This window comes from Anaerolineales bacterium (assembly GCA_015075625.1).
Classification (GTDB): domain Bacteria; phylum Chloroflexota; class Anaerolineae; order Aggregatilineales; family UBA2796; genus UBA2796.
Map to the genome: position 1 here is coordinate 137,265 of JABTTZ010000003.1, position 26,916 is coordinate 164,180.

General features: G+C 57.0%; 20 protein-coding genes, 1 tRNA gene and 1 other RNA gene. 13 read left to right on the forward strand and 9 right to left on the reverse strand.

The features are described from left to right. Positions 1-52 precede the first annotated feature (52 nt). The 10 genes from HS103_14830 (at position 53) to HS103_14875 (ending at position 9,669) form a co-directional block, all read left to right on the forward strand. Entirely contained in the window at positions 53-910 is an 858-nt protein-coding gene (locus HS103_14830) for an isoaspartyl peptidase/L-asparaginase (protein MBE7514073.1), read from the forward strand. 30 nt (positions 911-940) lie between these two features. Then, on the forward strand, positions 941-2,221 hold the full coding sequence (locus HS103_14835; GenBank protein MBE7514074.1) for an MFS transporter: 1,281 nt from the start codon (positions 941-943) through the stop codon (positions 2,219-2,221). A 430-nt stretch (positions 2,222-2,651) separates the two neighbouring features. Continuing rightward, positions 2,652-4,571 carry a serine/threonine-protein kinase gene (locus HS103_14840; protein MBE7514075.1) on the forward strand — a complete coding sequence of 640 codons (1,920 nt, stop codon included), beginning with the start codon at positions 2,652-2,654 and terminating at the stop codon, positions 4,569-4,571. A 14-nt stretch (positions 4,572-4,585) separates the two neighbouring features. Continuing rightward, the gene (locus tag HS103_14845) at positions 4,586-5,773 is read left to right on the forward strand and encodes a protein phosphatase 2C domain-containing protein (protein ID MBE7514076.1); all 1,188 of its coding nucleotides are present in this window, start codon (positions 4,586-4,588) and stop codon (positions 5,771-5,773) included. A gap of 21 nt (positions 5,774-5,794) precedes the next feature. Then, positions 5,795-7,276, forward strand: coding sequence for a VWA domain-containing protein (locus tag HS103_14850; GenBank protein MBE7514077.1), 1,482 nt, complete (start codon positions 5,795-5,797; stop codon positions 7,274-7,276). Then, complete coding sequence (locus tag HS103_14855) at positions 7,276-7,806, forward strand: FHA domain-containing protein (GenBank protein ID MBE7514078.1); 531 nt, start codon at positions 7,276-7,278, stop codon at positions 7,804-7,806. The genes HS103_14850 and HS103_14855 overlap by 1 nt, the downstream gene beginning before the upstream one ends. Positions 7,807-7,858: 52 nt before the next feature. Next, the gene (locus HS103_14860) at positions 7,859-8,101 is read left to right on the forward strand and encodes a hypothetical protein (protein MBE7514079.1); all 243 of its coding nucleotides are present in this window, start codon (positions 7,859-7,861) and stop codon (positions 8,099-8,101) included. A 21-nt stretch (positions 8,102-8,122) separates the two neighbouring features. Then, a complete protein-coding gene (locus tag HS103_14865; GenBank protein ID MBE7514080.1) occupies positions 8,123-8,860 on the forward strand; it encodes a response regulator transcription factor in 738 nt (245 codons plus the stop codon). Positions 8,861-8,939: 79 nt separating this feature from the next. Further along, positions 8,940-9,018: transfer RNA gene (locus HS103_14870), tRNA-Leu, on the forward strand. A 195-nt stretch (positions 9,019-9,213) separates the two neighbouring features. After that, on the forward strand, positions 9,214-9,669 hold the full coding sequence (locus tag HS103_14875; GenBank protein ID MBE7514081.1) for a DUF3291 domain-containing protein: 456 nt from the start codon (positions 9,214-9,216) through the stop codon (positions 9,667-9,669). A 184-nt stretch (positions 9,670-9,853) separates the two neighbouring features. On the opposite strand, the gene HS103_14880 is transcribed toward HS103_14875, so the two are convergent. The 6 genes from HS103_14880 to HS103_14905 form a co-directional block, all read right to left on the reverse strand. Next, a complete protein-coding gene (locus HS103_14880) occupies positions 9,854-10,792 on the reverse strand; it encodes an acetylxylan esterase (protein MBE7514082.1) in 939 nt (312 codons plus the stop codon). Continuing rightward, positions 10,756-14,322 carry a protein kinase gene (locus HS103_14885; GenBank protein MBE7514083.1) on the reverse strand — a complete coding sequence of 1,189 codons (3,567 nt, stop codon included), beginning with the start codon at positions 14,320-14,322 and terminating at the stop codon, positions 10,756-10,758. The genes HS103_14880 and HS103_14885 overlap by 37 nt, the downstream gene beginning before the upstream one ends. A 21-nt stretch (positions 14,323-14,343) precedes the next feature. Then, positions 14,344-15,933 (reverse strand): LysM peptidoglycan-binding domain-containing protein, encoded by a 1,590-nt coding sequence (locus HS103_14890; protein ID MBE7514084.1) that lies wholly within the window; start codon positions 15,931-15,933, stop codon positions 14,344-14,346. A 2-nt stretch (positions 15,934-15,935) separates the two neighbouring features. Continuing rightward, positions 15,936-16,946, reverse strand: a complete 1,011-nt coding sequence (locus HS103_14895; protein ID MBE7514085.1) for an esterase — start codon at positions 16,944-16,946, stop codon at positions 15,936-15,938. Positions 16,947-17,541: 595 nt separating this feature from the next. Further along, entirely contained in the window at positions 17,542-18,747 is a 1,206-nt protein-coding gene (locus HS103_14900) for an NAD(P)/FAD-dependent oxidoreductase (protein MBE7514086.1), read from the reverse strand. Next, positions 18,740-19,003 carry a 4Fe-4S binding protein gene (locus HS103_14905; protein MBE7514087.1) on the reverse strand — a complete coding sequence of 88 codons (264 nt, stop codon included), beginning with the start codon at positions 19,001-19,003 and terminating at the stop codon, positions 18,740-18,742. Before HS103_14905 ends, HS103_14900 begins: the two co-directional genes overlap by 8 nt. A gap of 128 nt (positions 19,004-19,131) precedes the next feature. Here HS103_14905 and rnpB point away from each other — a divergent pair. Continuing rightward, positions 19,132-19,491, forward strand: an RNA gene (gene rnpB / locus HS103_14910) — RNase P RNA component class A. Positions 19,492-19,969: 478 nt separating this feature from the next. On the opposite strand, the gene HS103_14915 is transcribed toward rnpB, so the two are convergent. Then, positions 19,970-22,093: a wax ester/triacylglycerol synthase family O-acyltransferase gene (locus HS103_14915; GenBank protein ID MBE7514088.1), complete on the reverse strand. Its 2,124-nt coding sequence runs from the start codon at positions 22,091-22,093 to the stop codon at positions 19,970-19,972. Between the two features lie 130 nt (positions 22,094-22,223). After that, positions 22,224-23,357 carry a patatin-like phospholipase family protein gene (locus HS103_14920; protein MBE7514089.1) on the reverse strand — a complete coding sequence of 378 codons (1,134 nt, stop codon included), beginning with the start codon at positions 23,355-23,357 and terminating at the stop codon, positions 22,224-22,226. Positions 23,358-23,665: 308 nt separating this feature from the next. Between HS103_14920 and HS103_14925 the strand changes: the two genes are divergently transcribed. Beyond that, complete coding sequence (locus HS103_14925) at positions 23,666-24,829, forward strand: acyl-CoA dehydrogenase family protein (GenBank protein MBE7514090.1); 1,164 nt, start codon at positions 23,666-23,668, stop codon at positions 24,827-24,829. Positions 24,830-25,102: 273 nt separating this feature from the next. On the opposite strand, the gene HS103_14930 is transcribed toward HS103_14925, so the two are convergent. After that, positions 25,103-25,231 (reverse strand): HNH endonuclease, encoded by a 129-nt coding sequence (locus HS103_14930; protein ID MBE7514091.1) that lies wholly within the window; start codon positions 25,229-25,231, stop codon positions 25,103-25,105. Positions 25,232-25,815: 584 nt separating this feature from the next. Between HS103_14930 and mtnA the strand changes: the two genes are divergently transcribed. Then, positions 25,816-26,853 (forward strand): S-methyl-5-thioribose-1-phosphate isomerase, encoded by a 1,038-nt coding sequence (mtnA, locus tag HS103_14935; protein ID MBE7514092.1) that lies wholly within the window; start codon positions 25,816-25,818, stop codon positions 26,851-26,853. Positions 26,854-26,916: the final 63 nt, after the last annotated feature.

A 26,916-nucleotide genomic window follows, 5' to 3' on the forward strand; every position in this document is an offset into this window, starting at 1 on the left:
TCGTACATTCTCTAAAACCTACAACCGCTATCTTTTATGAAAGAACACACCAATGCCCATTAGTTTAATTGTTCACGGCGGAGCGGGGATGCACGCCGATGCCGATTTTGCCGCCGTTCAAGAGACCTGTTTACAAGCGGTCAGCGCCGGGCGGAGTCTGCTGCTTGCCGGAAAAAGCGCCCTCGATGCCGTCGAAGCTGCCGTGCGCGTCCTTGAAGATGCGCCTGTCTTCAATGCGGGCTATGGCGCGGTCTTGAATGCCGAGGGTGTTGCTGAGATGGACGCGCTGGTGATGGAAGGGGCGAAACACCGTGTTGGGGCGCTAGGGGCAGTGCGGCGTATCAAAAACCCCGTCTCGGCGGCACGCTTGGTCATGGAACGCTCGCCCCATCATCTCTTGGTCGGTGAAGGTGCAGAGCAGTTTGCCGCCGCGCAGGGGGTGACTCTTGTCCAGCCAGAGTCGATGATCGCCCCCAACCGCCTGAATGACCCCTTCAACGAGGGCGGTGATACCGTTGGGGCGGTGGCGCTGGACGCTGAGGGACATATTGCTGTCGCTGTCAGCACGGGGGGGATTCGGGGAAAACTCCCCGGACGGGTGGGCGATTCGCCGCTGCCCGGCGCCGGCGCGTGGGCGGATGATCCGCTTGGTGGGGCATGTTCCACTGGGTGGGGCGAGACGATCATCCGTTCCCTTTTGAGCGTGCGTGCGGTAGACCTTTTAGCAACACACCCTACGGCTCAAAGCGCTGCTGATGCGGTCATGCCCATCTTCGCCCGTTATGATGGCGATGGGGGTTTGATTATGGTTGATAAAGCGGGCGGGGTGGGCTTTGCCCATAACACACCGCTGATGCCTGTTGCTTGGTTTGAAGGGGAGATGCTCCACGTCGTTATGCGCCGATCCTAACGCACCAGTTCAGCAGGTGATGCAGCCTTCATGTCACAGATCACGCAGTCCATCACAAAGTTTATCGCCCGCCCCTCGGAAATTCCTTCGGATGTTGAACTCCACAACCGCCGCTTGCTTTATATCGAAATTCTCTTCGCTGGCGTCTTAGGCGGCGTTATTACCTTTAATGCCACCTTCGCCGTTCGCTTGGGGGCAACCAAAGAACACATTGCCCTGCTCAACAGCATCCCGGCGTTGGTGGCAGCACTGTTCAGCATCCCTACGGCGTTGTTCGTCCAGCGGCGGGTGAACCGCGAGCGGTGGATTTTCCGCAGTTTGTTTGCCTTGCGTCTGGGCTATGGCTTGTTGGCAGCCGTCCCCCTTCTGTTTGGGGCAACGCAAACGGCGGCGGTTGCTGTCGTGATCTGGATCATTCTGCTGAACATCCCGACGATCTTCTTTCAAAATGGCTTTCAGGCGCTCCTAGCAGAGCTTGTCCCCTCCGAGCGGCGGGCGATGGTCTTTTCCATGCGCACGGCTATCTGGTCAGCCGTCGTCGTCGTCACTTCCATCCTTGCTGGGCAGTGGCTGGATTGGATCGCCTTTCCGCTCAATTTTATGATTCTCTACGGCTTCGGCTTTCTTGTGGCGATGGGCAGCAATTGGCTCGTTGGCAACCTGATCATCCCCCCTCGCAAAACGACAATGATCGCCCTCTCCAAAAAAGGGCAGTCCGCCCCCGCCGCGCTCCCCACTGAACGCGCCCGCCTGACGACGCCCGTTGCTCGTTTGCTCTTTAATACCGGCATTTACCAATCCGGGTTGTGGCTTTCCAATGGCTTGTTCGCTGTCTTTTATATCGAAATCCTCCATGCCTCCAATGGCTGGATCGGCTTGAATCTGGCGGTGGGAAGTTTTGGCGTCGTGCTTGGGAATTTTCTATGGGCGCGTCTGCTGCGGCGGCGCTCTATGACGTGGGGATTAAAACGGGCGATTCTATTCACGTGGTTTTTCCCTATAGGTGTGGCAGTTTTTCCCTACTTCGATACCATTTTGATTCTGAATTTGCTGGTGAACTTGGGTCATCCGGGTGTCGAACTCTGCACGATTAGCCTGATGATGAAAGTAGGCAGCGACGAAACGCGCACCGTCTACATGAGTTGGTACAACACGGTGATCCAGATCAGCGCCTTTGTTGCTCCCCTTGTGGGGGTGTGGATCGCCCAACGCTATGGGATTCAGGTGGCATTTTTGATTGCCTCTCTGCTGCGCATCATCGGGGCGACACTTTTTTATGTTCGTCCAGTGGTCGAATCCAGCGGGGGATAGATATAGATTTTGTTGACGGTTTTGGGTCAGAACCCCTATCCCTCCCGGTTATTGCGTAGCAGTCGCCTTTCCCCGCACGCATAGAAAGGGGGAGAGATTCCCTCTCGCTGTTAGGGGGTGGGGGCAAGCCCCGAAGGGGTGGTTACTCCTAGCCCGCTGCTTTAGCGGCGGGCGCTCACGCACGGCGATGGGCGCCATGCGTTGCGCCCCTACAGGAATGACATGCCAACAGAACTTAGACACCTCGGTGCTTTGGCGTCTCTCTTAGGCTGACATAGTTACCGGACATGCCTGATAGTGAGCGGGGCTTTAAAAAACCACTGGGGCATGTCCGCAAACCTCCAAATTGCGCCTACCCTCATTACCCCTTATAATGGTCACATCATCACTCTCCCGTCAACATCAGCAATTATTCTCAGGGGTGGGCGCGATGGTTGAAACTCAAAAGTTCGCGGGCGATAACAAGCGCCCACAAGGGACAGACGGCGCTCTGCAAGTGGGCGCTGTTCTCAATAACCGCTACAAAATCACCGGCGTCCTCGGCGTCGGCGGGATGGGGTCGGTCTACCTCGCCCGCGATATGAATTTCCCAACGGTGACGCGCAACGTCGCCGTGAAGGAAATGCTCAACCTTGCCACCGACCCCCAACTACGGGAAGTCACCGTGCGCAACTTCGAGCGCGAGGCGAATATCCTTGCTGATTTGAACCATCCAGCAATTCCTAAGATTTACGACTACTTCTCTAGCCGAGATCGCGCTTACCTGGTGATGGAATACATCAACGGGAAAGACCTCGAAGCGATTGTGAACAGCGTTCAAGACTTCCTGCCCTATCCGATGGTCAAGAAGTGGACTCTGGAACTCTGCGACGTGCTGAGCTACCTCCACACTCGCGGCGAACCGATCATCTTCCGCGATATGAAGCCCTCCAACGTCATGATCGACGCCTACGGGCTTGTCCGCCTGATTGACTTCGGCATCGCTAAAGCCTTCCAGAGCGACCAGAAAAAAGGGACACAGATCGGCACGGAGGGCTACTCCCCCCCCGAACAATACAAAGGCGAGGCAACCCCCGCTGGCGATATTTATGCGCTAGGGGCGACGATCCATCACATCCTCACCCGCCGCGATCCACGCCTTGAGCCGCCCTTCAGCTTTATGGAGCGGATGGTGCGTGACATCAACCCCAACGTCCCAGAGGGGTTCGCTAAAATCATCACGCAGGCACTTGCCTATAACCCCTTAGAGCGGTTCACCAACGCCACTGAGATGAAGGCTGCCATTGAGGAACTGGACAAAATCAGCGCCCCTTCCGTCCAAACCGGGGCGCGAACCCAGTTCATCAGCGGGACGACAACCTTTGATAACGAAGTGAGCAAGGGCGGCGTCCAAGCCGTCTGGAAATTCCGCGTTGAAGATGAACTGCGTTCCTCCCCTGTTCATTACAAAGGGATGCTCTACGTCACCGCCTATGACAACAACCTCTATGCCCTGAACGCCGCTGATGGGGCATTCAAGTGGAAATTCCCCACCGAAAACGGCATTTCAACGACGCCCGGCATTGCCCCCGACGAAAATTTGATCATTTTTGGCTCGGAAGATGGTAACCTCTACGCTGTTGACCTGCGCACAGGGAAAGTTCAATGGACACACCGCACCGATGGTCCGATTCGCGGTTCGGTGGCAATCGAACATGGGCATATCTTCTTTGGCAGCGACGATGCCAAACTCTATGCCATTCGCCTCATGAACGGGCGCTTGGCATGGAAGTATGAAGGCGCTGGCGCCATCCGCAGCCGCCCCGCCGTCACTGATGATCGGATTGTCTTTGGCATTGAAAGTGGCGAAGTGATCGGGCTTGATCTCTCTGGGGCGCTGAAGTGGAAGTTTAAAGCGAAACGGGCAGTCACTGCCTCCCCGCTCATCCACGACCAAATTGCCTATGTGGGGTCGATGGACGCCCATATCTATGCGATTGACGTGCAAACAGGGTGGGGTATCTGGCGCGTCCGCACCCAAAATGCTGTCCTGTCCACCCCTGCCATCAACGGGCGGGCGCTCTATGTCGGCTCGGCAGATGGGTATATGTATGCTCTTGATGTGGCGGCAAATGGGCGTGAGTTATGGAAATACAAGACGGATGGGCAAGTCATTGGCTCACCCGTCGTTGCTGATAACCAAATCTACTTTGGTGGCATTGATACCTATATCTACAGCCTTGAACCGAAAAAGGGCAATCTCCGTTGGAAATACCAGACAAACGGTGCGATCACCGCATCGCCCTGCATTGTTGGGAACATGCTCTACATCGGCTCAACTGATAAACATGTGTACGCTTTAAACGTCTAAATTCGGGGGAATTCATGAGCCTTTTCCGCCGCCTTTTTGGTCCGCGGGACACCACCGACGACACCAAGCAGCTTCGCAAGCCAAAGACTGGGACGCTTTCCCCTGTTGTTGAGCCAAGTGGCGCCGTTGTCATCACCCCACCCGGTATGACTGTAGATACGTCTCGCCCAGAGCCCGTCGTTGCCTCGCCGGACGCCAAAACACCGATTGTGGGGACGCCCCTCACCGCAGCCAGTGCCGAGTCGCCCTTGGTTATCCCTATCACCCCCGCAGGGGCGGCGGCAATCGCCACCCCCCCGGACGGAACACCAGCAAAGCCAAGCGGCGGGGCAACCGCCGAACTTGCTGATATTTCCCATATCACTACCGAAGTTCCCCTCATCATTGGGGCAACGCGCAAACTGGAAGATGTGGTCACACCAGCGACGCCCAACCGCCACCTCATCTATGGGATGAGTACCGATGTGGGCGTCGTCCGCACGAATAACCAAGATTCCCTCTACACGATGTTCAGCACCCATATGACAACCAGCCACGCGCCGGATTTTGGGTTGTTTGTCGTTGCCGATGGGATGGGTGGGCATTTGGATGGCGAACGCGCTTCCGCCATTGCCACCCAAGTGATTGCCCAATCGATCCTGAATGAGTTTTATCTCAAGCTCATCGCCAGCAAAAATGAAGATGATCGCCCGATGATTGCCGATGTTCTGACGAATGCCGTCCTGAAGGCGAATGATGCAGTGGCAGACCAAATCCCCGATGGCGGGACGACGGTCACTGCCGTTGCCGTCCTCGGCGAATGGGCATATGTGGCGCACGTTGGCGACAGCCGTGCCTATCTGCTTACGCGGGAGGGGGCGGATCAAATCACGCGGGATCACTCCCTCGTCCAGCGCCTTATCGAGCTTGATCAACTGACCCCTGAAGATGCTCAGTTCCACCCACAGCGAAATGTTTTGTATCGGGCGTTGGGGCAGGGCGAGCAGTTGGATATTGATACTGCCACCCGCCGCCTTCCCCCCGGCTCACGTCTGCTGTTGTGCAGCGACGGCTTGTGGGGGCAAGTCCCAGAAGATGTCTTGCTCAGCTTGGTAAAAGCCTCTCCCACGCCGCAAGAGGCGTGTGATAAACTGGTCGCAGTTGCGAACGAGCGCGGTGGAAACGATAATGTTACCGTAATCCTTGTGCAAATTCCCGGCTAGCCAGAAAAGCGTGAGCGAGCGATGAGCGCATACGACCTTTATACCGTGTTAGGCGTCAACCCGAACGCGCTAGATGATGATATTCGGCGCGTCTTTCGGCACGCCAGTTTGCGCCTTCATCCTGATGTCAATAAAAACCCAGGGGCGTTAAACCAATTCAAAGACATTTCGGCTGCCTATCAGGTTCTCACCGACCCCGCACAGCGCCGCCAATACGATCAGAAGTTGACGGAAAGCACCCCCCCCCGCCAATATTTCGCCTTGCGCGTCACCCCCAGCAAGCGCACGCTCTTGGCAATGAACGAGCCGCAAGTTCTTTATCTGCTGATCGAACTCGTTCCAGACCGCACCATTGAGCGCACGAAACTGGCGACGCCCACTAATGTTGCCCTTGTTATTGATCGCAGTACCTCCATGAATGGCGTCCGCTTAGAGCGCACAAAGTACGCCGCCCACCAGATCATCGATCAACTCAGCGACACCGATGTTGTCTCCGTCGTCGCCTTCAGTGATCGCGCCGAAACGCTCGTCAAAGCTGCCCCCCTTGTCGAGAAAAACGCCGCCAAAGTCCAGGTGACAACGATGTCTGCCAGCGGCGGCACGGAGATTTTTCAGGGGCTTTCAGCCGGCTACGAGGAAATCAAGCGCTATTTGGGGCGCAATTTTGCCAACCATATCATTCTGATCACCGATGGGCGCACCTTTGGCGATGAACCCCAATGCCTAGAGCTTGCCGAACAAGCCCGCAAAGATGGTATTGGGATTAGCGCGATGGGCTTTGGCGAGGAATGGAACGATGTCTTTCTGGACCAGTTGGCAAGCGCAACGGGCGGCACCTCGGAGTACATCAAATCGCCTAGCTCTGTCGTCAAGTTTCTCAACGAGCGCATCCGCTCCTTGGGCGGTTCCTTTGCCGAACGGGTGACGCTCTCCCTTGCCCCCGACCCCGATATGAAGATCGAATCGGCGTTCCGCCTTGTCCCCAACCCCCAACCAATGAGTGTGGAGAGCGATCCACTTCATTTGGGGCAGATGCAGCCGAAGGCAAACCTCAGTGTCTTGGTGCAATTGCAAATGCCCCCCTTGAAACATGCCGGCTTTCGCAGCCTGTTACGGATTCAAGCCAGCGGCGATATTCTGTGGGATCAGCGGGCGCTCCATCAGGTGGTTGCCGATACCTCCATTGAGATCCGCGAGGATGCCGAACCAGAAGAACCACCAGTGACCATCATTGACGCACTGGGCAAGCTGACTCTCTATAAAATGCAGCAGAGGGCTGCCGAAGCGCTTGCCAAAGGCGATGTGAAAGAAGCCACCCGAAAGCTCGAAAATCTGGCGACGCGCCTTTTGGAGGCGGGTCAACAAGACCTTGCCAACGCCGCAATGAGCGAGGCACGCCGCGTCAGTCAGACGAATGCCCTTTCAGAAGAAGGACAAAAGCGCCTGAAATATGGCACCCGAACGCTCCTTCAGTCTGGGGCGAATGGAAAGGATTCGTTCTGATGAGGACCTGTCCGTATTGCGCCAGCAATAACCGCGAGGGCATCTTTTTCTGCGAAGAGTGTGGGCAAGTTCTCTTTGGCGAGAACGCCGTCACCAAAACCCACCAACTCCCGGGCGGCGGACGCACCACAAGTTTTCCCGAAGGCAGCAAAAACAATTGGGGAACAGCACGCTTCACCCGTGAGGCGGCGATCATGCTCCATATCAAGGACAACCCCACCCCCATCCAGATTAACCCAGAGAGCGAGACAACCATCGGGCGCAGCGACGTCGGCAGCCCCACCCGTCCAACGGTGGATATGACCCCTTACGGCGCTTACGAAAATGGCGTCTCCCGCCTTCATGCCGTCATCCGGCGCGGCGAGGATACGCTTACCCTTGTCGATTTGGGCAGTGTCAACGGCACGCACCTAAACGGGCAGCGCCTGAATCCCAACCAGCCCCGCGTCCTGCGCGATGGCGATGAGATTCGCTTTGGCAAGCTGACCTGTCATATCTTTTTCAAGATGGTTGAACCACACACGCCCTAAATCACCGTACAATCAGCCCTGAGTAAACAGATAAAAAGGATACTTCACCATCATGGCGATTTTGCTCTATGTTCACTTGGAAAAAACTGAACCATTTCTTTTGGAGGTAGAGGAACTTCCCAACGTCACCGATACCCTGCTCATCGGCAAGCACCCGCGCCGCTTGGACAACAAATCGGTGTCTTATATGCGTGACGATGTGAATCTCGTGATCCTCCCCTTCTCGCAGATCAGCTTTCTAGAAGTGCTGCCGACGGGTCAGGAAGAAGATATTTTCAAGCCCTTCCGCGAATAAGATTGACAAAGGCACAGGTCTATGTCTAGCAGCAAACGCGCCCCCAACCGCGAGAAACAACGTATCCTCGTCGTGGATGACGAACCACGCATGATCACCTTCATTCGGATGAACCTTGAATTGGAAGGTTTTCAGGTTGTTGAGGCGCATGACGGCATGGCTGCACTCGACGCCCTCCGTACCCAACTACCCGATCTCGCCCTGCTGGATGTTATGATGCCCCGCTTGGATGGCTTTGAGGTCTTGCGTATGATGCGCGAGTTCTCCACCGTCCCCGTGATTATGCTGACGGCAAAGGGCGAGGAAGATGATCGCGTTCGGGGCTTGGAACTAGGGGCGGATGATTACATTACCAAGCCCTTCAGCCCCCGTGAGTTGGTCAGCCGCGTCCGTGCCGTCTTGCGCCGCATTGAATCGGCGGGGACAGCGCCGGAAAACGCTGTCCTCAAAATTGATGACCGCCTCAGCGTCGATTGGAATAGGCGCGAAGTTGTCGTCGCCGGAAAACATATCAAACTGCGCCCGACAGAATACCGCTTGCTCTACCATCTGATCGAAAATGCCGGCTGGACAGTGACCCATGAGCAGCTTTTGGCAAAGGTGTGGGGCTATGAATACCGCGACGAAACCCACTACGTCCGCCTTTATGTGAATTACCTGCGCGAGAAGATTGAGGAAGACGCGGCGAATCCAAAATATATCCAAACGGAACGCGGCGTCGGCTATCGCTTTGTCGATTTCAAGCACGAAATGGCATAGTCCATAAACGGGCATAGGGCGCAGCGCGACAAAGCGCCCTTGACCCCTAAACCGTTTGCCAGTATACTTTCATCACCTTGCCGGAGTGGCGGAATGGCAGACGCAAACGACTCAAACTCGTTCGGGAAACCGTGTGGGTTCGACTCCCACCTCCGGCACAACCTAAAACACCCCCTGACCACCGCAGGGGGTGCTTTATTTTCCCCCTTAGCCAAGCGAGGGGCAGGGCATGTGCGGGCGACCTGCGGGGTTGTCCCCTCGTGCCGCATCTTGTTTTTCCAAGCCCCGTAGGGGTGGTCATGCTTAGCCCGCTGCTAAAGCAGCGGGCACCCACACAACATGAGGATCATTGTATGTCCATCTACCACCTTGCCCAATTGAATATTGCCACCCTCCGCGTCCCGACCACCGATCCGATGATCGCTGACTTCATGACGCTCCTCGATCATGTTAATGCGCTGGCAGAACAAACCCCGGGCTTTGTTTGGCGGTTCAAGACCGAAGGCGGCAGCGCTGTGGATGCGCAGTTTTTTGAAAACCCGCTGGTGATTATCAATTTCTCCGTGTGGGAGACGATTGACGCCCTCTTTGCCTTCACCTACAACAACCCTGACCATCTGGGGGTTTTCCGCCGCCGCTTGGAGTGGTTCGAGAAACACGAGGCGCCGAGCCTCGTCATGTGGTGGATTCCCGCCGGCACAACCCCGACGGTAGAAGAAGGCAAAAAACGCCTCGCCCTTCTGCGCGAAAAGGGGACAACTGCCGACGCCTTCACCTTCAAACAGCGTTTCCCGCCGCCCGCACCGTAGGGGTGCGTGGTATGCGCCCGTGTTGTCCCCGCCGCTAAAGCAGCGGGCTGAAAGTAGCCACCCCTTCGGGGCTTGGAAAGCAAAAAATAGCATCCCCTACCCCCTGTAGAGATGCATGGGATGCGCCCGCTGCCCACTCGTGCTAAAGTAGCGGATTGCGATCAGGCGATCAGGGAAAATGCCCTCACAACCATGTGGCGAGAAAGCGCATCACCTCGCCGCGCATTGCCACCGTCTCAAAATGCCCCGTCTGCGAGCGCACGAGCCGCCACGCGCCCTCTGCCCCTAGCCCCTTGTACACCTCGTGCAGGGCGGCGTCAATGCGATCCAACCCCGCTGGCGGGGTCAGCGGATCATCATTTCCGGCAAGGCTTAGGTGCGGGCGGGGGGCGATCAGAGCGTTGATCGACGCTGTGGTGAAATGCTTCAACAGCGACGGCACGTAATAGTACACGCCGTGACCATCCAACCCCCGCGCCGCGATCAGTGCCTCGAAATCTGTCAGGCAGCACAGATCAACACAGACGCGCAGCCGTTCATCCAGCGCCGCCAGCCACCAGGCCATTGTGCTGCCCATCGAAAGCCCAAGCGTCCCTATCCGCGCCGCGTCCACATCGGGGCGCGTCGTCAGGTAATCCACCGCCCGCAGCGAATCGTAGACCATCATCCCCCAGAGGGTCTGCCCCCGCCACAACATCAGCTTGAATAGTTCGCTCTCGGTTCGTCCGCGCCGTTCCCCAAAACCCCAGTGATCAAGACACAGCGCCGCATAGCCCGCGCCCGTCAGCGCCGCCGCATAGGGTGGGTTGTGCCATGCCGCTCGCCCGTTGATCAATTCCCGTTTGCCAGTCAGGTAATCGTTGCCATGCGCGTGGTTGTAAAGCAGACAGGGGATACGTCCCACCGCCTGATCGGGCTTCACAAACAGGGCAGGCACAGGCTCTACCCCGTTCAAATCAAGCAGCAGATAGTCCATACTGTACCCATCATGGTCTGTCGTTTCAAGGCACGTCGCCGTGAGTGGACGATGGCGCTCCGGCAGATCGCCCAGAAGGGTATAGAGCAGGGCGCGGGCGTCAGCGGGGGTTATAGAACCACCTCCCCGCCCGTCATTGCCAGCCATTCGCGCTGAATGTTCCCATAAAGCGGGACGCGCTCGAAAAAGGCATTCTGTGAATCAAGATCGCCCACCCCCGCCGCGTAACCGGAAAGGCGTTCATAGGCACGCTTGAGCAGCGCATCGACGCGAGAATCACCCACCGCCCGCCCCACCCGATAACACGTTAGACAGAGACGAAGAACATCATCCCCGCTGAGATCATCGCGGGCGTTCATCACCCCAATGAGCGGATCGAGTAAAGTAAAAGCGGCTTCCGCGTCTCCGCGCCGCATGGCTATCTCTGCCAAACCTCCCCGCGCCTCCCCCTCTTGAAGTGTCTGATCCGTGCCAGTGGTGATCTCCCCACTCAGGCGCAGCCCCTCCTGAAAGGCGGCTTCGGCAGCGGACAGGTCGCCACACTCAAGGCGCAGAAAGCCGATGCGCACCACGCTCAAGAGCATCAAGTGCAAGCTCATCCGTGTTTTTGCTAACGAGAACGCTTCTTCGGCATAGGGGAGGGCGCTTTCCGCTTGCCCTCGCAGCATAAGCAGTCCGGCGTAGGTGACCAACAGAAATACCTGAAGTTGCATCCCGCCCGATGCCCTTGCCAGCATCAACCCTCGTTCAAAATAGGGCTGCCCTTTTTCCAGATCACCTAACAGGCGGTAAATATCCAAAAGAGTCAGGCAGGACGCCCCCTCCCCAAAACGATCCCCAATCGAACTGTTCGCCGCATTCGCCTCGCGATAGCGTTCCTCCGCCAAGCGCAGATCGCCGCGCATCATTGCCGCCCCACCCATGACCATCAAAATCCAGCCTTCGCCCCATCGATCTCCGGCATAGCGGGAAAGGCGGAGCGCCTCGCGTGCCTTCTGTGCCGCCTCCACCACGTTTCCAATGCTGAAATCAACCTGAGCGCCGAGTGCCATTGCCCATGCCTCGGCAACCAAATCGCCGCCTTCTTTTGCCATCCTCAAGGCGGTTTGAAGATACCCCTGCGCCTCGCTGAAGCGCCCTATATCGTGCAGCGTATAACCATACGCCCGCATCCCGTTGTATTCCAGTGTCCGGTTGCCAATCTGCCGTGCCAGGGTGATCATCTCTTGGAGAGATTCAAGGGATTTTTGATACTGCCCCCCGCGCCGCAAGATGCGCCCCTCGTGGTAGCGCCCCTGCGCGACCAAATCGGGTATATTGCCCCCGCTCCCCAACTGAAACACCTGATTCGCGTGGTGCAGCGAGAGGGCGAAGTTGCCGATCATCTCATAATAGTTTGCCCACCCCACATGCATGCTGGCATCGTGGCGGGCATCCCCGATGATCTCTGCAAGGGTCGTCATCATTTCTAAATCGTTGCGCTGGGCGTCCAATTCGCCAATGCGTCCTAAGACACCCTCCCGCTGGCTAAGAATCTCAAACCGTTCGGCGTGATCGTCTGGGGGGGTTAGCGCCAATGCACGATTCAACAGGCGGATTGCTTCAGCATTCGTATAGCGTTCCGCCGCCTGCACGCCAGCGCGTTTGGCATAGTAGCGCTCTTTTTCATCGTTGCCCGCCGCCGCATAGTGATGGTAGAGAGCGGCGTAGTGCGGGGCAAGATCATCGCTATAGGCATCTTCAATGCCCATCGCCAAGTGCTCGTGAAGTCCCGCCTTTTCACCCTCCTCAAGGGCGGCAAGGACGCCTTCTCGCAGTTTGTCATGGCTGAACCGCCAGCGTTCTTCCTGAATTTCGAGGACGGCAGCCTCGGCACATTGCCCCAACCACCCCTCTGGCGCGGTCAAGCCCAACGCCCCCAACAGGCGCAAATCGATGAAGCGTCCCGCCAGCGCCGCCAAGACAAGGAATGGATAGGCATCGGCGGGGACACGCCCCAAGCGCCGCCGCACAACCGCTTGCAGCCGATCTGTGGTGATCCCCATCCGTAGCGTGACCTGCCCAATCCGATCCAACTGTCCGGCATCTTCGGCAAGGGCGCGAATGATCTCCACAAGGAAGAACACGTTCCCTTCCGTCTCACGGATGATGTAATCCAAAACGGGCGGTTGAATCCCCGCCCGCCCAATGATCGATTCTGTCAGGGCGCTGATTGTCGTCTCATCCAAACGGGGCAGGATCAGCTGTTCCATGCCGGGGAAGGCGGCGGGGAGGCGTCCTTCTTCATCGGTGCGATAGGTGGCAAGGATCACCATCCGCCGCAGGGGGGTTGTCTCCACCAGCCAGCGCAACAGATCAAGGCTGTTGGCATCCGCCCACTGAATATCATCAAGGGTGATCAATACAGGCGTCGTCTGTTTTGCCAACAGCGCAGCAAGAGTGTTGTAAAGACGTGCGCGTCCCTGAACAGCGGGCAGGTCTGGGATCACTGCTGGCGTAACGTCTGTCAGGCGCAGCACATCGGGGGCAACCTCACTGAGGACAGCAACTTCAACGGGCGTCAGCGGCGCGTTCAGCACCAAACGCCGCACGACCTCTCGCCAGAGTTGGAAGGGGGCATTTTGCTGGTCTGCCACCTCCCCTGCTGCTACAAGGATGCCTTTCACCAGCGCCCGAATACGAATTTCCCCCACAAGGCGGGATTTTCCCACCCCGCTTTCCCCGCCGATGAGCCACGCGCTGCCATCGCCGCTTTCAATGGCGTGCAGGGCGCTGCTCAGCGTGGCAAGTTGTGCCGCCCGCCCAACGAACCGCGCCGCTTGGAGAAAACTTTCGCGGGTTGCCCCTGTTTCCAGCGGCACCAAGCCTGCGGTGGCGGCGCTTAAGCGTTGGAGCGTGTCAAGCGCACCTGCCGGACGCTCCAACGGATTCTTTGCCATCAACATGGCGATCACCCCGCGCACAGCATCGGGGGCATCCACCTCAGCCATATTCGGCGTCCCAGTCAAAATCGCATCAATCAAGCCTGAGGCGGTGTCCATCTGAAAGGGATGCTTCCCGCTCAGCAGTTCATAGGCAATGACGCCCACTGCGTACAAATCGGCGGCGATGGTGGACATTTTTCCTCTGAGGACTTCCGGGGCAATGTAGGCAAGTGTCCCCGCCGCCCCCGGTGTGATCCCTTCAAGGAGGGACGCCAAGCCAAAATCAACAACCTTAACGCTCCCCTCCGCGATCAAGACATTCTGTGGTTTTAAGTCGCGGTGCAAAATGCCGTGACGGTGCAGATAGGCAAGTGCCTGCAATATCTGGGCAATCAGGGTCAGCTTTTCGGCAAGGGGGCGGTTCGCCCCGTAATCGGTGATCGTTTGCGGGCTGTCGATCACCGTCATCGTGTAATAGGGCGATCCTTCGGCGTCAAAGCCAAAATCCAACACACTGATGATGTGCGGGTGGCGCAAGCGGGCAAGCGTCTGAAACTCATGGACGAGCGTCACACGCATCGAGGTTGGAGTGTCATCTTCAGCAACGGCTTGGCTGTGCAGCCGTTTCAAGGCAACTGCTGTCCCGTTCAGTCGATCATAGGCACGAAAGACAATACCCATTCCCCCCGCCCCAAGGCGGTCTTCGATCAGGTAGCGGCGAGGTAGTTGTATGGAAGTCGTTGTCAGCGTCACAGCGGGATTCCTAAAGAAACACTACCACGAAATTTGATTCGCTGGATCGTCGCGCCCTTGCATCGCCCGCCGAATCTGCCCTTCTTTTTGGAGCGACCCATCATAGACAATCCGATCACTTTTCAACGTCCAACCGCTCATGACAAAAGGCGGTGCGGCAACCCCAGGCAGGCAGGCAAAACAATCCGCGACGATCCATTCCCCATTATAGCGGCGAGAGACGTGCGCATGTGTGGCGATGGAGTTCAAGAAAAACCCCTCGCACGAGGGATGCCCGATGCGCTCTCCAACTTGGACGATCTTCCCCGCCGGAACGCGCTCGAAGGCGGCAACATGAAGGTAAACCAGCGTCCAGCCCGTGCGCTCGTCGCCGTCCATGTCCAGATCAATGATGACGACCCCATCATCACTGCGGACGACGACGCCCGCTGCCATTGCCGTTGTCCAATTGGGCGAAACGTAGCAGTAGCCCTGGGTGAAAATCACCTCATCAGGCGGCGCGGGCGGGGCAAAATCTGCCGCGCTCCAACCCGTCGCCCGTGCATCCCATCCCCCATGCGGACCAGAGGTCAGAAACCACGTCTCTCCGGGTGGAAAGGGGAAAAGGAAATCAGGCTGGCGCAACTCTGGGGGAACAAGTGGCTCAATGGCAAGGGCGAAGGGGTCGCCAAACATACTCAGATAGGTGGTGAAGAATCCCGCCGTGCTGACATCCCTCAGCCACCCCGCCCGATCCCGCGCTGTCCGCGCAAGGAAATACTGTACGCCGACCGTCCCCCCGTTTAAATCGGGGGCGAACGCCAAACGTCCCTTATCGGGCAGTTCAAGGGCGCGAAAGCCCCGTGTCCGCCACCCATAATAGCCCTCGTTCAGTTGGTTCACCGCCCACGCTACCTGATTAAACAATCCGGCAAGGCGTTCGTCTTTATGCCCCATCGGGTAGGTGAAGGCATCCCCACGCGGGATGGGGTTCGTCAGCCACCCGCCGCGATATTCCAAAAGTGCCAGAAGCAAGCGCGGGTTCACGCTGGCAGCGCGGGCATGAAAAGCGATGATCTCCGCCCCGCTCAGGTAGCGCCCACTGACCTCCTCCGAATAGACGCGGATGAAGCCCGGTTGGTATTTCACGTAGGCAGCCACATCAAAACCCCGTGCCGCTGGTGAATTCACTAATTCGCTGTCGGGGATCAGTTTCATATTCGGCGTCATCTGCGCCGGAGTTGCCGGTAGGTAAAGCCGCTGCCCGATGATCAGGGGCGTTGTCTCGGTCAGTCCGGCGTTCAGGGCAAGCAGTTCGGGGAGGTCGATTCCATACAGGAACGCCAGTCCAGAGAGCGTATCCCCCGCCTGAATGGTGTATTCGATCACGGCGCGGGTGGGCTGGACGGTGGGATTCGGCGTTGGCTGGATGGGGATCGCGGTGGGTTGGTTGGGAGTGGGCGTGGGGCGGAAGGGATTCGGCAGTCCCCCATCCAGTGTGGGGATGGGCGTCAAGGCGGGGGTCGCCGTGACATAAACAACCTCTGGTTGGGTGATTGCACACGCCATGATCGTTGCCATCAGCGGGGCAAAGCCAACCACGATGAGGACGCCAACGCGAAACGGACGCACCCTCATGACTCCAACAGCGCCCGCACAAGGATAGGCAGCGAGACATCGTAGCGGTACTGCGTGTGGCGGTGTCCCGCCGGATAGCTCTCGTATATATGCCGGATGCCAAGCCGATCCAGCGTGCGGTGGAACAGCCGCGCCCCAACTTGCAAGTTGTATTCGTCATAGGCGCCGCAATCAATGACAAGCGCCCTCAGTTCGCGGAGACTCTCGGCGTGGGTGGGCGTTACCACCATCCGCAGCGGGTCATAGGGCAAGCAGCGCTCCCAAACGTCCTCGCGCAGCGCCCCTAGATCGTCTATGGGGAGGTCAAAGCCGAAGGGCGCAGCGGGATTCTGGGCAAGGACGCTCAACGCGGCAATGGGTGCGGCAAGGTCAAAAAACGCCTGCTGTTTCGGAGTGAGCGCCCGTGCCTCGTTTAAGAAGCCTTCCAACCCGTTGAATCCCGCCAGCAGACGATCCATTTTTGCGAATTCGGGCAGCAGCGAGAACTCAAAATAGAGATCGGCGCTGTGTGCCGCCACCGCTTGGAAAAGCCCCCGCCGCCGCATGGCAAAGACCAGCGCCGCATAGCCGCCGCTGCTGCGCCCCATCACGGCACGGCGATCCGGTAGAAGGGGGTAGCGCCCCTCCACAAAGGGGAGGATTTCCTCCAAAAGGTATGTCTCGTAATTGCCAAGAAGGGGCGAATTCAGGTGCAGCGATCCGCCGAGCGCCGTCCATGTGTCGGGCAGCACCATGACGAAGGGTGGACATGCCCCGCTCAGGATCAGCCGATCCGCTTGCTGATCGACTCCCTCGCCCCACCCTCGCCAATTCAGAAGGCTTTGCGCCGTGTTCCCGTGACTGGGGAGCATCAGGACAAGGGGATAGCGCTGTGCGGGATCGTAGGCGGGCGGCAGGTAAACGAACAATTCGCGTTCGTGCGGGTCGCCCATGCGATTCCCTTTTAGGGCGCTGCTGCTGATCCAGTGACGCTCTACGCGCCCGCGTGTAGGGGGTGAGGTGATCATGATGGGCAATTATAGCCCAAGTTCGACGCGGCTTGAAGGCAAAGGAATGCGCGGCAAGTGGAAGGGGAAAGACGGGTTTGATCCCTCCTCAGCCCCTTGTGCAAGAGGGAGCTAGGGGGTGAGGACGCATTGCCAAGCCCCGAAGGGGTGGCTGCTTTCAGCCCGCCGCTTTAAAGGCTTGTCCGGGAAGGAAAAGAAGGTATCACCCATGTACAATCCAAGACAACACCTAAAAGATTGACCAATGGCTATAGATACCTTCTTCACCGAATTATAGGGGTAGGATTTACGCAATTGAACCTCTTTACTGCATATTCATGGAAAGGGGACGTTTGAGGGGGAAACCCCCTCAAAACCTCTTTTCCCCTTTCTCCCACTGGGAAAAGCGGGTACACGCCGAAGGCGGGTCGCCGGGGGATGAGGGCAAGTGCGTAACGCCTAAGGTGATGTCCGTGAACGCTTTGCAGCGCATCGATCCGTTTCAAGCCGTTGGACGACCACCGCTCCTGCCACTTTACTGACCTAGTTACCGGACAAGACCTTTAGCTTTGGGACAAGTGGTTGGATCACCGACGTGAGAAGGCGGAGATTGTCCCTACTTCAAGATCAGCCCCGTTGCAATGAGCGCTTGTGCTTGAATTAACATGAGTGGGTGGTGACGGAACACCGCTATCAGGACTTGCCCCAGACTCATCTGCTCTAGGGGAAGTATCGAAACCGTCCGCACAAGGGCGCTCAGTTTATCGTCTTCCATCCGGCAAATCATCTTACGCAGTTGATAGAGCGCGGTGTGTTGGACGTGAAAGCGTTCGTGCCAAAGGTGTTCATACTCGCGTAATGCCACCACCGACACATCGCCTTCGTGAATCGCCTTCACTGCAACCTGAGCCGCCATCTCCGCCCCAATCATCCCTAGATTGATCCCCCCTGCCGTCAGCGGATCGGCTTGATGGGCAGCATCGCCCACCGCCATGACGCCATCAGCCACCATTCGTTTCAACGCGCCGGTTGTGGGAATCCCACCCGCCACCGTCCCTAGAATATTCGCTTTGGGAAAGTGCTTTGCCACAAAACGATCCAGATAGCCCTGCGCCGTTACCCCATCGGCAACATCTGCCCCAATGACAATGCCCACATTGGCGGCATCGTCCCCTTTGGGAAAGACCCATAAATAGCCGCTTGGCGCTTGGGCATGCCCCAAATGGTATTCGCAGAGGGTGGGTGTGATGCGCCCCCCAAGACCAACAAGAAGGTACTGAAAACCGACATAGAAATCGGACATCGGCGGGACAGTCTTTAGCCCCGCCCACCGTGCCACCTGCGATTCTGTGCCATCAGCGGCGATGACAATCTGAGCAGAAACGTTGTAGGTCTTTCCCATACTCCGCAGACGAACGCCCACCGTTCGCCCGCTGTCATCCGTCAGCAGCCCTTCGGCTTGCGTTCGTGTGCGTACCTGCGCCCCTGCCCGTGCGGCAAGGTTTGCCAAGTCCCAATCAAAAACTTTGCGGTCCACAATCAGGGTGGGTTCGGTGGGGGGCAAAATAACGAAATCGCCCTCTGGGTTGTAAACAGCATAGGAGTCAATACGGGCGTTGACCCATTTATCGTTTATATCAATGTAAGGGCGAGTAATCTCCGCTCCAATCGCCTCGGCACAGCGCACCGGAACGCCAATCTCTTGCCGTTTTTCAATCAGAAGAACGCGCAAGCCTGCTTCGGCGCTGCGCCGTGCTGCCACTGAACCCGCCGGGCCCGCGCCAACCACCACCACATCGTAAGCATCTTTTAACTCAGGCATGGGGCGACTCTCCCGGATCGTCGCCGTTCACCGTAGCGGCGGGGACTTTATGAAGGGCATGAACAGGGCACATGGCAATGCACCGCTCACAGCGCGTACAGGTCTCGTGATCGATGCTTAAATGGGCATTCTCTAAAAATATAGAATCGGGCGGGCAAACTGCAACGCACGCGCTACAGTAGTAACACAAATTGCGATCCACGCCGACGATGAAGGTGTGTTGATGGGGGTGGGGAGGGCGATTGCGCTTGAACATAATCGTTCCATCCTCAAGGTACTGTAAACCACTATCACTATACCATGATCTATTCTCAAAATGACTACGATGTACCCTTGTAAATACCTCTCCCAATGATCCCGTTCCTCTGTTACAATGGGATGGCTCAAGCTCACCTCGGTGATCGCGCCCCGTTTCGGCGGGGTGAGGAAAGTCCGCTCTCCATAGAGCGCGGTGCTGGCGAATCGCCAGGCGGGGTAACCCGACGGCAAAGTGCCACAGAGAAGTGCAGTGCTGTCGCAAGGCAGCGAGGGTGAAACGGTGGTGTAAGAGACCACCAGCGCCGCCAGCAATGGCGACGGCTAGGCAAACCCCACCGGGAGCAAGGTCAAGCAGAAGTGAGGGGCGGCTCGTCCCGTTATCAACTTCGGGTAGACTGCTAGAGGCGTCCGGGTAACCGGCGTCCCAGAGAGATGATCACCACCCTGCAAAGGGGACAGAAAGCGGCTTATCGGTGGGCTTGGGCAATTTTCACCTAGGGGCTTCTGCATAGCGTTCCCGCCGCCAAAAGGCTTGTTCGGGAACTAAGTCAATAAAGTGGCATGAGCGGTGGTGCGTCCAACGGCTTGAAACGGATCGATGCGCTGCAAAGCGTTCAGGGACATCACCTTAGGCGTTACGCACTTGTCCTCATCCCCCGGCGACCCGCCTTCGGCGTGTACCCGCTTCTCCCACTGGGAGAAGCGGGAAAAGAGGGTTTGAGGGGGCTTCTCCCTCAATCCACCCCTTTTGATGAATACGCAGTAAAGAGGTTCAATTGCGTAAATCCTATCCCTATAATTCGGTGAAGAAGGTATCCATAACCATTGGTCGATCCGTTTAGTGTTGTCTTGGATTGTACATGGGCGATACCTTCTTTTCCTTCCGAAACAAGCCTTTTCGCGGCGGGTGTAACCGGCGACTAGGGGGCGTCCCTACGGAGGGAGGGCGTCTTTCCCGCTTTCCTCAAATATTTTTCGCGCAGTTCAAGAGTTCCTGCGCCGATTGGGTGAAGGGCAGCAAACGTGGCATAGAACCTTTCACCAGTCTCAGCTTCCCACGCATAATCAGCGCGAGCGGGGCGGCTTTCCCCTTCAAAACATCGCTCCACGTGGCAAAATCCCCTTCAATGACAAAGGCAGCTTCGCCCTTTGCTTCGGCGGGCGTCAGCGCACGAGCGGCACGACACTCCCCTTTATGGAGGTCGAGGATGACCGCCACCGCTTCGGGGTAGTCTTCTTCCGGCGTGGCGTGCAAGACGAATGCTAACGACCCCGCCTCCCATCGGGTCGATGCCCGCCGGTAGGACTCGCTGGCATTGATCGCCTTCATGTAACCCTTTGCCCACCCATCGGTGAAGAGACGCGGTTTCTCCGCTTTTTCCTCTTGGGCAAGGGTGGGAGTCTCCTGATCGAAGGCGTCCCCCGATGCGGATTCCGATGCCTCCGTTTCCTCGGATCGCTCAGTGGTGGGCTGCCCATTCTGCCCATTTGCATAGCCCTCGCTCAGCGCCGCTGATCCGTCCGCAATCTCTACAGTGGTGACAGACTCGCGAGTTTCGATGCGCTCTGGGTCGCTGGTAGCTGATGAGGCGCTTGCTTTTGCCGGAACACTTTCCGGTTTCTCGATCTTTTCCGTTTTTTCCGTTCGGGTGCGGCTCAGGACGATAGGCTCCATCTCAGGGACGCCCGCCGCTGCCCTTAGCGTCTTGTACGTTTCGTAGACGAGATTCCGCAGGTCGTTCACCTCTGGAACAATCGCCATATCGGCAACAAGGGTCATGGCGATGCGCTGGTTATAGCTGGCAATCACTGTCGCCAAGCCCATTGAGGGGTTCAGCGGGAAGAATCCAAAGGTATTCAGCAGGCGGTGACCCAACAGATACATGGGGATTTGCGGACCCGCTACGTTTGTACACCACATATGGGCAGCAAGGCTAAAGACAACAGGCGCTGCCTTCCAGATCAGTGGTTGCAGCCACGATGCGGCAAGCGAGGGCATCGTCAACACCATGTCGAGCGTTGTCGAAAGGGATGAATCCTTCATGACAGTAGTGTATTCCGAAACAAGGCGCAGCCGTTCCAACGGGTCGCTCAGATTGAAGGGAATATCCACTGGCAGCACGGCAATGCGGTTGCCGTATTCTTCCTTTTCCGCCTCAGAGCGCATACTGACTGGCACGAGGACGCGCAGCGAGTCCTGCCCGCCGCTGCCCCCTCGCTGGCGGACGTATGCCTCCACCGCGCCGGAGAGAATCGTCAGCATGACATCGTTCACGGAGACTTTTCGCGCCGATTTAATCGCTTTCACTTCCGCCAACGAAAAATCTGCCCAAGCAATCGTCTGCCGTCCGCTGTTCGTCCCATTAATCGGGAGCGGGCGCAGCAGTTGCATGTTATCGCTGGCAACATTTGCCATGCCAGTGAACATCTTGCGACGGTTGTTTTTATCGCTGATTGTTGAGCCGATGGTTGAAACGTCCTCAGCAATTTTGCGGACGATTCGCCAGCGGTTGGGCAGCGATTGCAAGATAGCATCAACCACCAACTGCGGCTGGCTCGGCATGGGCGGCGGGTCGTAGACGGGCTTTCGCGGGATGGGCGAGGGATTGGGGGTCAGATCAAACAGCAGCGTAAAGAGATCAATTGCGGCCAAGCCATCAACCATGCAGTGATGAATCTTGAACAGAATCGCCGTTCGATCTCCCTGCAACCCCTCGATCAGGTGAATCTCCCACAGCGGCTTGGAGCGATCCAACATCCCCGAAACAAGCCGCCCCGCCATATCTTGAAGCTGATGCTCATCCCCCGGCGCGGGGAGTTCATGCCAATAGACATGTTTAGCGATGTTGAAATCGGGATCGTAGACCCATGTGGGCTGCCCCAAATTGAGCGGCGCTTGAACCAGTTTTTGTTGGTAGATCGGGATTTGATGAATACGGGCGTCCAACATGCGGCGGAGGGGATCGAAGGGGATTTTTCCCTCAAAGAAGGTCAACGCGCCGATGTTCATTGGCGTTTGCGGGCTATCTACGTAATAAAACGCCGAATCCACCGGTCCCAAAACCTGACCGTGTTTGCTGCGTGGCACGGCTACTTACCTCTCGTAAAAAATAAGGAAGGGCGATCACGTCTGACGATCCGCTGTGATCGTCAGATGTATCTATTGTACCTCATTCAAGCGAACACTTCGCACGCCCTTCAGCCGATCAATGGGCGTTCTAATTCCTTCGCGCTTTGGCATCGGGAAGTGGTAATGATCCCTTGCCGTTGCCGTTTGTCCCATTCCGTCCATGTTCGCGGTAGCTTGTTTCGCCCGTCACCTGCCCAAGCGCTTTCAGGGCGGCAATCTCTCCGGCATCAATCAATTTCCGTTGAATATCCGGGCTGAAGGCGAAATCTGGCGCTTTGAAAATAGCGATATCATCGGGGTCGGGGTGTATCCAGATCAGTTGTTTATGGGGGTTTTGCTGCTCATAGAGGGTGCGCCAAATGCTGATTCGTTCGTGGAAGGCAATGTTCGTCGCCTGCCGTACTACGTTCAGCCAGCCCATGTCGCGGATGGAAGTCTCGCCCTCAAGGTGCAGCGGCTGATAGGTATAGCTGATGATCACGCGATCTGCCAGCCGGACACCAATATCGGCGGAGAGCGTTTGCTTGATCTCGCCATCGATGTAATTGCGCCCCTTGATCTTCATCGGCTCGAACAAGCCCGGGATTGCCGTAGACGCCCGCACCGCCTTGTGAATAGGGACATCGGTCATGAAATCGTTCTGGTCGTCGGTGAAGTTGTAAATGCCGTTAAAGACCGCACGCCGTCCATCATCCAGACCCGTCCCCGTGACGTACAGATCGATCTCGGTATCGGCAAAATCGGTGGAGCGCAGCGCATCGCGGATCAGTGTTTCCAGCGCGGCATTATCGAAAAACCCGTCAAGGTGTTCTTGGCTGTTGATCACGGTGTCCATGAATTCCGCCACAATGTCTTTTCCAATCAGGCGTGGCAGCCCAAGCAGAAAGCGCAGTCCGGCAAGGTAGGTTGTCAGCCCCTGACGGGCAATTTCAGGCAGTTTTGCCCGAAACAACATGTTCGAGGTCAGCGTATGCACCCATGTATCGAACTTGGCAAAATAGACATCCTTCTGATACAAGGTGGCGATCATCGCGTCTACGGGAGCGCCCGTTGCAAGGAATGCGCCGATCACTGCCCCCGCACTGCTGCCTACAATGGAGGTTACTGGTTCATTGCGAAGCGCTTTCAAAACGCCGAGGTGGAAATAGAAGGCTTTGTTTGCGCCGCCGCTGAGGACGAGTGCCGTCCCCGTCTTGGGGCGAAGTTGAGGAATATCACGCATGGCGGGCAAAAAATCTCCAAAAAAACAACACGGTCTAAAGGTTTATACGCGGAAAGGTGGGACGAGTCGCACCAAAACCGCGCAACTCTGATTTGATTGTAGCATTCTATCCCGTTTCAAGAGAAATGGGCGTCACATAGTTCAATCGATTTGAGGTTTTTCCCCGCATCCCCTCCCCATAGGAATACACTGCAGCGCGTCTGCTCACCCCCTTGCCTCGGAAGGGCTATAATGGACGGGCAACGTCCTGAAAAGAATCATCAAGAGGTTTTAACGCTGCTATGGATGCACACGCCGCCCCCCTTTCGTTGAACTTACAACTTACCGAGGAACACGAGGTATTGCGCCGCACCGTGCGCGATTTCGCCAAGAAGAAAATTCTCCCCGTCGCCGCCCATTTTGACGAAACGGGCGATTTCCCTCTCGCCATCATTCGGGAAATGGGCGCGATGGGTTTGATGGGCATTGAAATCCCCGAAGAATACGGCGGTGCGGGGATGGATACCATTGCCTACGTCTTGGCGATGGAAGAAATTGCCAAAGCCGACGCCGCCACCAGCACGATCATGAGCGTCAACAACAGTTTGTTTTGCTATGCCCTTTACAAGTTTGGCTCAGAGCAGCAAAAAACATCGTACCTGCGGGCCGTTGCCAGCGGCGAAAAGATCGGTGCATACAGCCTGACCGAGCCGATGAGCGGCAGCGATGCTGGTTCGATGAAAAGCCGTGCTGTCCTTAACGAGGCGAAAACCCATTACGTCATCAACGGGCGTAAAAGTTGGGTTACCTCCGGTCCCGTTGCCGATTATGTCCTACTTTTCACCATGACCGAGCCAGACAAAGGGCATAACGGGATCACCGCCTTTTTGGTTGAAACGACGCAGCCCGGCTTTGCGCCCGGCAAAAAAGAGCCAAAACTTGGCATTCGCGCCAGCGCTACCAGCGAACTCATCTTTGAGGATCACTTTGTCCCAGTAGAGAATGTCGTTGGTGAGGTGGGCAAGGGATTCCGCATTGCTATGACCGTCCTAGACGCTGGACGGATCGGCATTGCCTCCCAAGCGTTGGGCATTGCCGAAGCTGCCTACGAAGCCTCTATCGAGTACTGCCGCACCCGCGAGGCGTTTGGTGCGCCCATCGGCACATTCCAAATGATCCAAGCGAAAATTGCCGATATGAAAACGCGCATTGAGGCATCCCGCCTGCTGATCTACAACGCGGCACTGGCGAAAGAGCGTGGCAAAACAACGGGCGAACGCTTCACTACCGAGGCAAGCATGGCGAAACTCTTTGCCAGCGAAACGGCGATGTTCTGCGCTCATGCCGCTGTCCAGATTCATGGTGGGATGGGCTACAGCAAAGAAATGCCCGTCGAGCGCTACTTCCGCGATGCGAAGATCACCGAAATTTACGAGGGGACAAGCGAAATCCAGCGCCTCGTCATTGCCCGCAGCGAGCTAGGGCTGCGCTAGGGGGCTGTCGCCCGGCCCCCGCCCCCTGTAGGGACGCCCCCAGGGGCGTCCGCCCGTCCCCTTGTAGGGGGGTTGCGCCCCGATGCCACCCATCACCATGAATTCTTAGACCCCTTGTGGCAAGAAATCGACAGGGATTGACATTGATATATCTCTCGCCTAGAATCCAATTGTTCAGTTGCCCCCGTAGCTCAGAGGATAGAGCGACGGTCTTCTCTTATGGGGCTTGATGCGAGAAATCTCATCAATGTAAGTAGTCAAATTCGGTGAAGGCTAAAGGGACAAAAGATGGTTGTCGAGTTCCCAATGATGATTGGGACATAAAGCCATCAAGTTATCAATGGCATTGATCTCTGAGAGCAAGGAATCAGGAAAAAACTCGATATAGATCGTATATGACAAACTTCGTAATGCCTGTCGTATCCACATATGGCACAACATTGCGGTTTGCTAGAGCGACGATAGAGTTGTCTCGCCCATGATCTGATTTGAGAATTAACCTGATACCTTCTTTTGCCTTGAATACTTGATAGCGTTATCGTTTCTAGTCGCCTCAGAAACTCATTTCCATGTCGTTTTGCCAGCAAGGTTTGTAGTATGTTCTACCTCTAAAGTAAGGATTGCCACAACAACCACAAGCCGCACTTTGGCTTCTTTTAGGGAAAAGACTGTTGTTGTGAGTGCTGCACATGACCTTGAGCAAAATTTCGGATTTAGTGTTTCTGTACCACAGACAAGACAATGCATACTGTCTCCATGTTAATACCGAGCCAAGTAATCGGAACAAAGGACTCATGATAGTCCTGTTTCGTTTAAAGGTGTAGAGACTAGACGGCTACCACCTAAAAAACCTTTTACGAGGGTGCATGGTGAAGGTATAGTCCACAGAGTGTGGAAACACACACAAATGTGAAACCGCAGGTCACAGGTTCGAATCCTGTCGGGGGCATATCCTCAACCCACCGCCAAAGGAGTCCTCACATCGCATGACCATCCGAACCATCGCGTGGCACGCTGGGCGCGTCCAGATGATTGACCAACGCCTTTTGCCCTGGACGTTCACTGTTAACGAATACAGCGATTACCGCGAGGTGATCACCGCGATCAAAGAGATGGTCATACGAGGGGCGCCCGCCATTGGCGCAGCGGGGGCGTTTGCCCTTGCCCTTGCCGCCCAAAGCAGCCCCGCCGCCGATCTGCCCACTCTTCGCGCCGATCTGGAAGTCCCCGCTATCGAGATCAGCGCCGCCCGCCCTACGGCGATCAATCTGAGGTGGGCAGTAGATGCCATGATGCGCCACGTCCGCACAGGCGATCACCCCACCGCCGATGCCCTCCGCACCGCCCTAGTTGCCGAAGCATGCCGCATTGCCGATGACGATGTGGCGATCAACCGCCAGATGGGGGCGCACGGCGCAGCGCTCGTTCAGCGCGGCTGGACGGTGTTGCATCACTGCAACACAGGATCGTTGGCGACGGTGGATTACGGCACGGCATTGGGTGTCATTCGCACCGCCCACGAGGACGGCAAAGAGATTCGCGCTGTGCTAACGGAAACCCGCCCTCGGATGCAAGGGGCGCGGCTCAGCGCGTGGGAACTCAACGAATATGGCGTCCCTTTCGTGATCATCCCTGATTCAGCGGCGGCGTCTACCATGGGGCGGGGGGAGATCAACGCTGTGTTCGTCGGGGCAGATCGTGTGGCGCTGAACGGTGATACGGCGAACAAAATCGGGACATATATGCTGGCGATCTTGGCGAAGGAACACGGTATCCCCTTCTATGTTGTCGCTCCAACCAGTACCATTGACCTCGCCACACCGGATGGGGACGCCATTCCGATTGAAGAACGGGGCGGCGATGAAGTCCGTCAGCCCTATGGCAATCCCCTAATCCCCGATCATTTTCCCGTCCGTAACCCCGCCTTTGATGTCACCCCTGCCCGTTACATTACCGGAATCGTCACCGAATATGGTGTCGCCCGCCCGCCGTATAACTTAGCTGCCCTCCCTCGCACCCCGTAGGGACGCCGATTGGGGCGTCCGTCCTCCCCGCCCATTCGCGCTCCCCTCCCATTCACCCTATAA

What these genes read in the sequence shown, in the direction of transcription:
- HS103_14830 (MBE7514073.1), top strand. Translation starts at nt 53, where the DNA reads ATGCCCATTAGTTTAATTGTTCACGGCGGAGCGGGGATGCACGCCGAT.
- HS103_14835 (MBE7514074.1), top strand. Translation starts at nt 941, where the DNA reads ATGTCACAGATCACGCAGTCCATCACAAAGTTTATCGCCCGCCCCTCG.
- HS103_14840 (MBE7514075.1), top strand. Translation starts at nt 2,652, where the DNA reads ATGGTTGAAACTCAAAAGTTCGCGGGCGATAACAAGCGCCCACAAGGG.
- HS103_14845 (MBE7514076.1), top strand. Translation starts at nt 4,586, where the DNA reads ATGAGCCTTTTCCGCCGCCTTTTTGGTCCGCGGGACACCACCGACGAC.
- HS103_14850 (MBE7514077.1), top strand. Translation starts at nt 5,795, where the DNA reads ATGAGCGCATACGACCTTTATACCGTGTTAGGCGTCAACCCGAACGCG.
- HS103_14855 (MBE7514078.1), top strand. Translation starts at nt 7,276, where the DNA reads ATGAGGACCTGTCCGTATTGCGCCAGCAATAACCGCGAGGGCATCTTT.
- HS103_14860 (MBE7514079.1), top strand. Translation starts at nt 7,859, where the DNA reads ATGGCGATTTTGCTCTATGTTCACTTGGAAAAAACTGAACCATTTCTT.
- HS103_14865 (MBE7514080.1), top strand. Translation starts at nt 8,123, where the DNA reads ATGTCTAGCAGCAAACGCGCCCCCAACCGCGAGAAACAACGTATCCTC.
- HS103_14875 (MBE7514081.1), top strand. Translation starts at nt 9,214, where the DNA reads ATGTCCATCTACCACCTTGCCCAATTGAATATTGCCACCCTCCGCGTC.
- HS103_14880 (MBE7514082.1), bottom strand. Translation starts at nt 10,792, where the DNA reads ATGGCTGGCAATGACGGGCGGGGAGGTGGTTCTATAACCCCCGCTGAC.
- HS103_14895 (MBE7514085.1), bottom strand. Translation starts at nt 16,946, where the DNA reads ATGATCACCTCACCCCCTACACGCGGGCGCGTAGAGCGTCACTGGATC.
- HS103_14900 (MBE7514086.1), bottom strand. Translation starts at nt 18,747, where the DNA reads ATGCCTGAGTTAAAAGATGCTTACGATGTGGTGGTGGTTGGCGCGGGC.
- HS103_14905 (MBE7514087.1), bottom strand. Translation starts at nt 19,003, where the DNA reads ATGTTCAAGCGCAATCGCCCTCCCCACCCCCATCAACACACCTTCATC.
- HS103_14920 (MBE7514089.1), bottom strand. Translation starts at nt 23,357, where the DNA reads ATGCGTGATATTCCTCAACTTCGCCCCAAGACGGGGACGGCACTCGTC.
- mtnA (MBE7514092.1), top strand. Translation starts at nt 25,816, where the DNA reads ATGACCATCCGAACCATCGCGTGGCACGCTGGGCGCGTCCAGATGATT.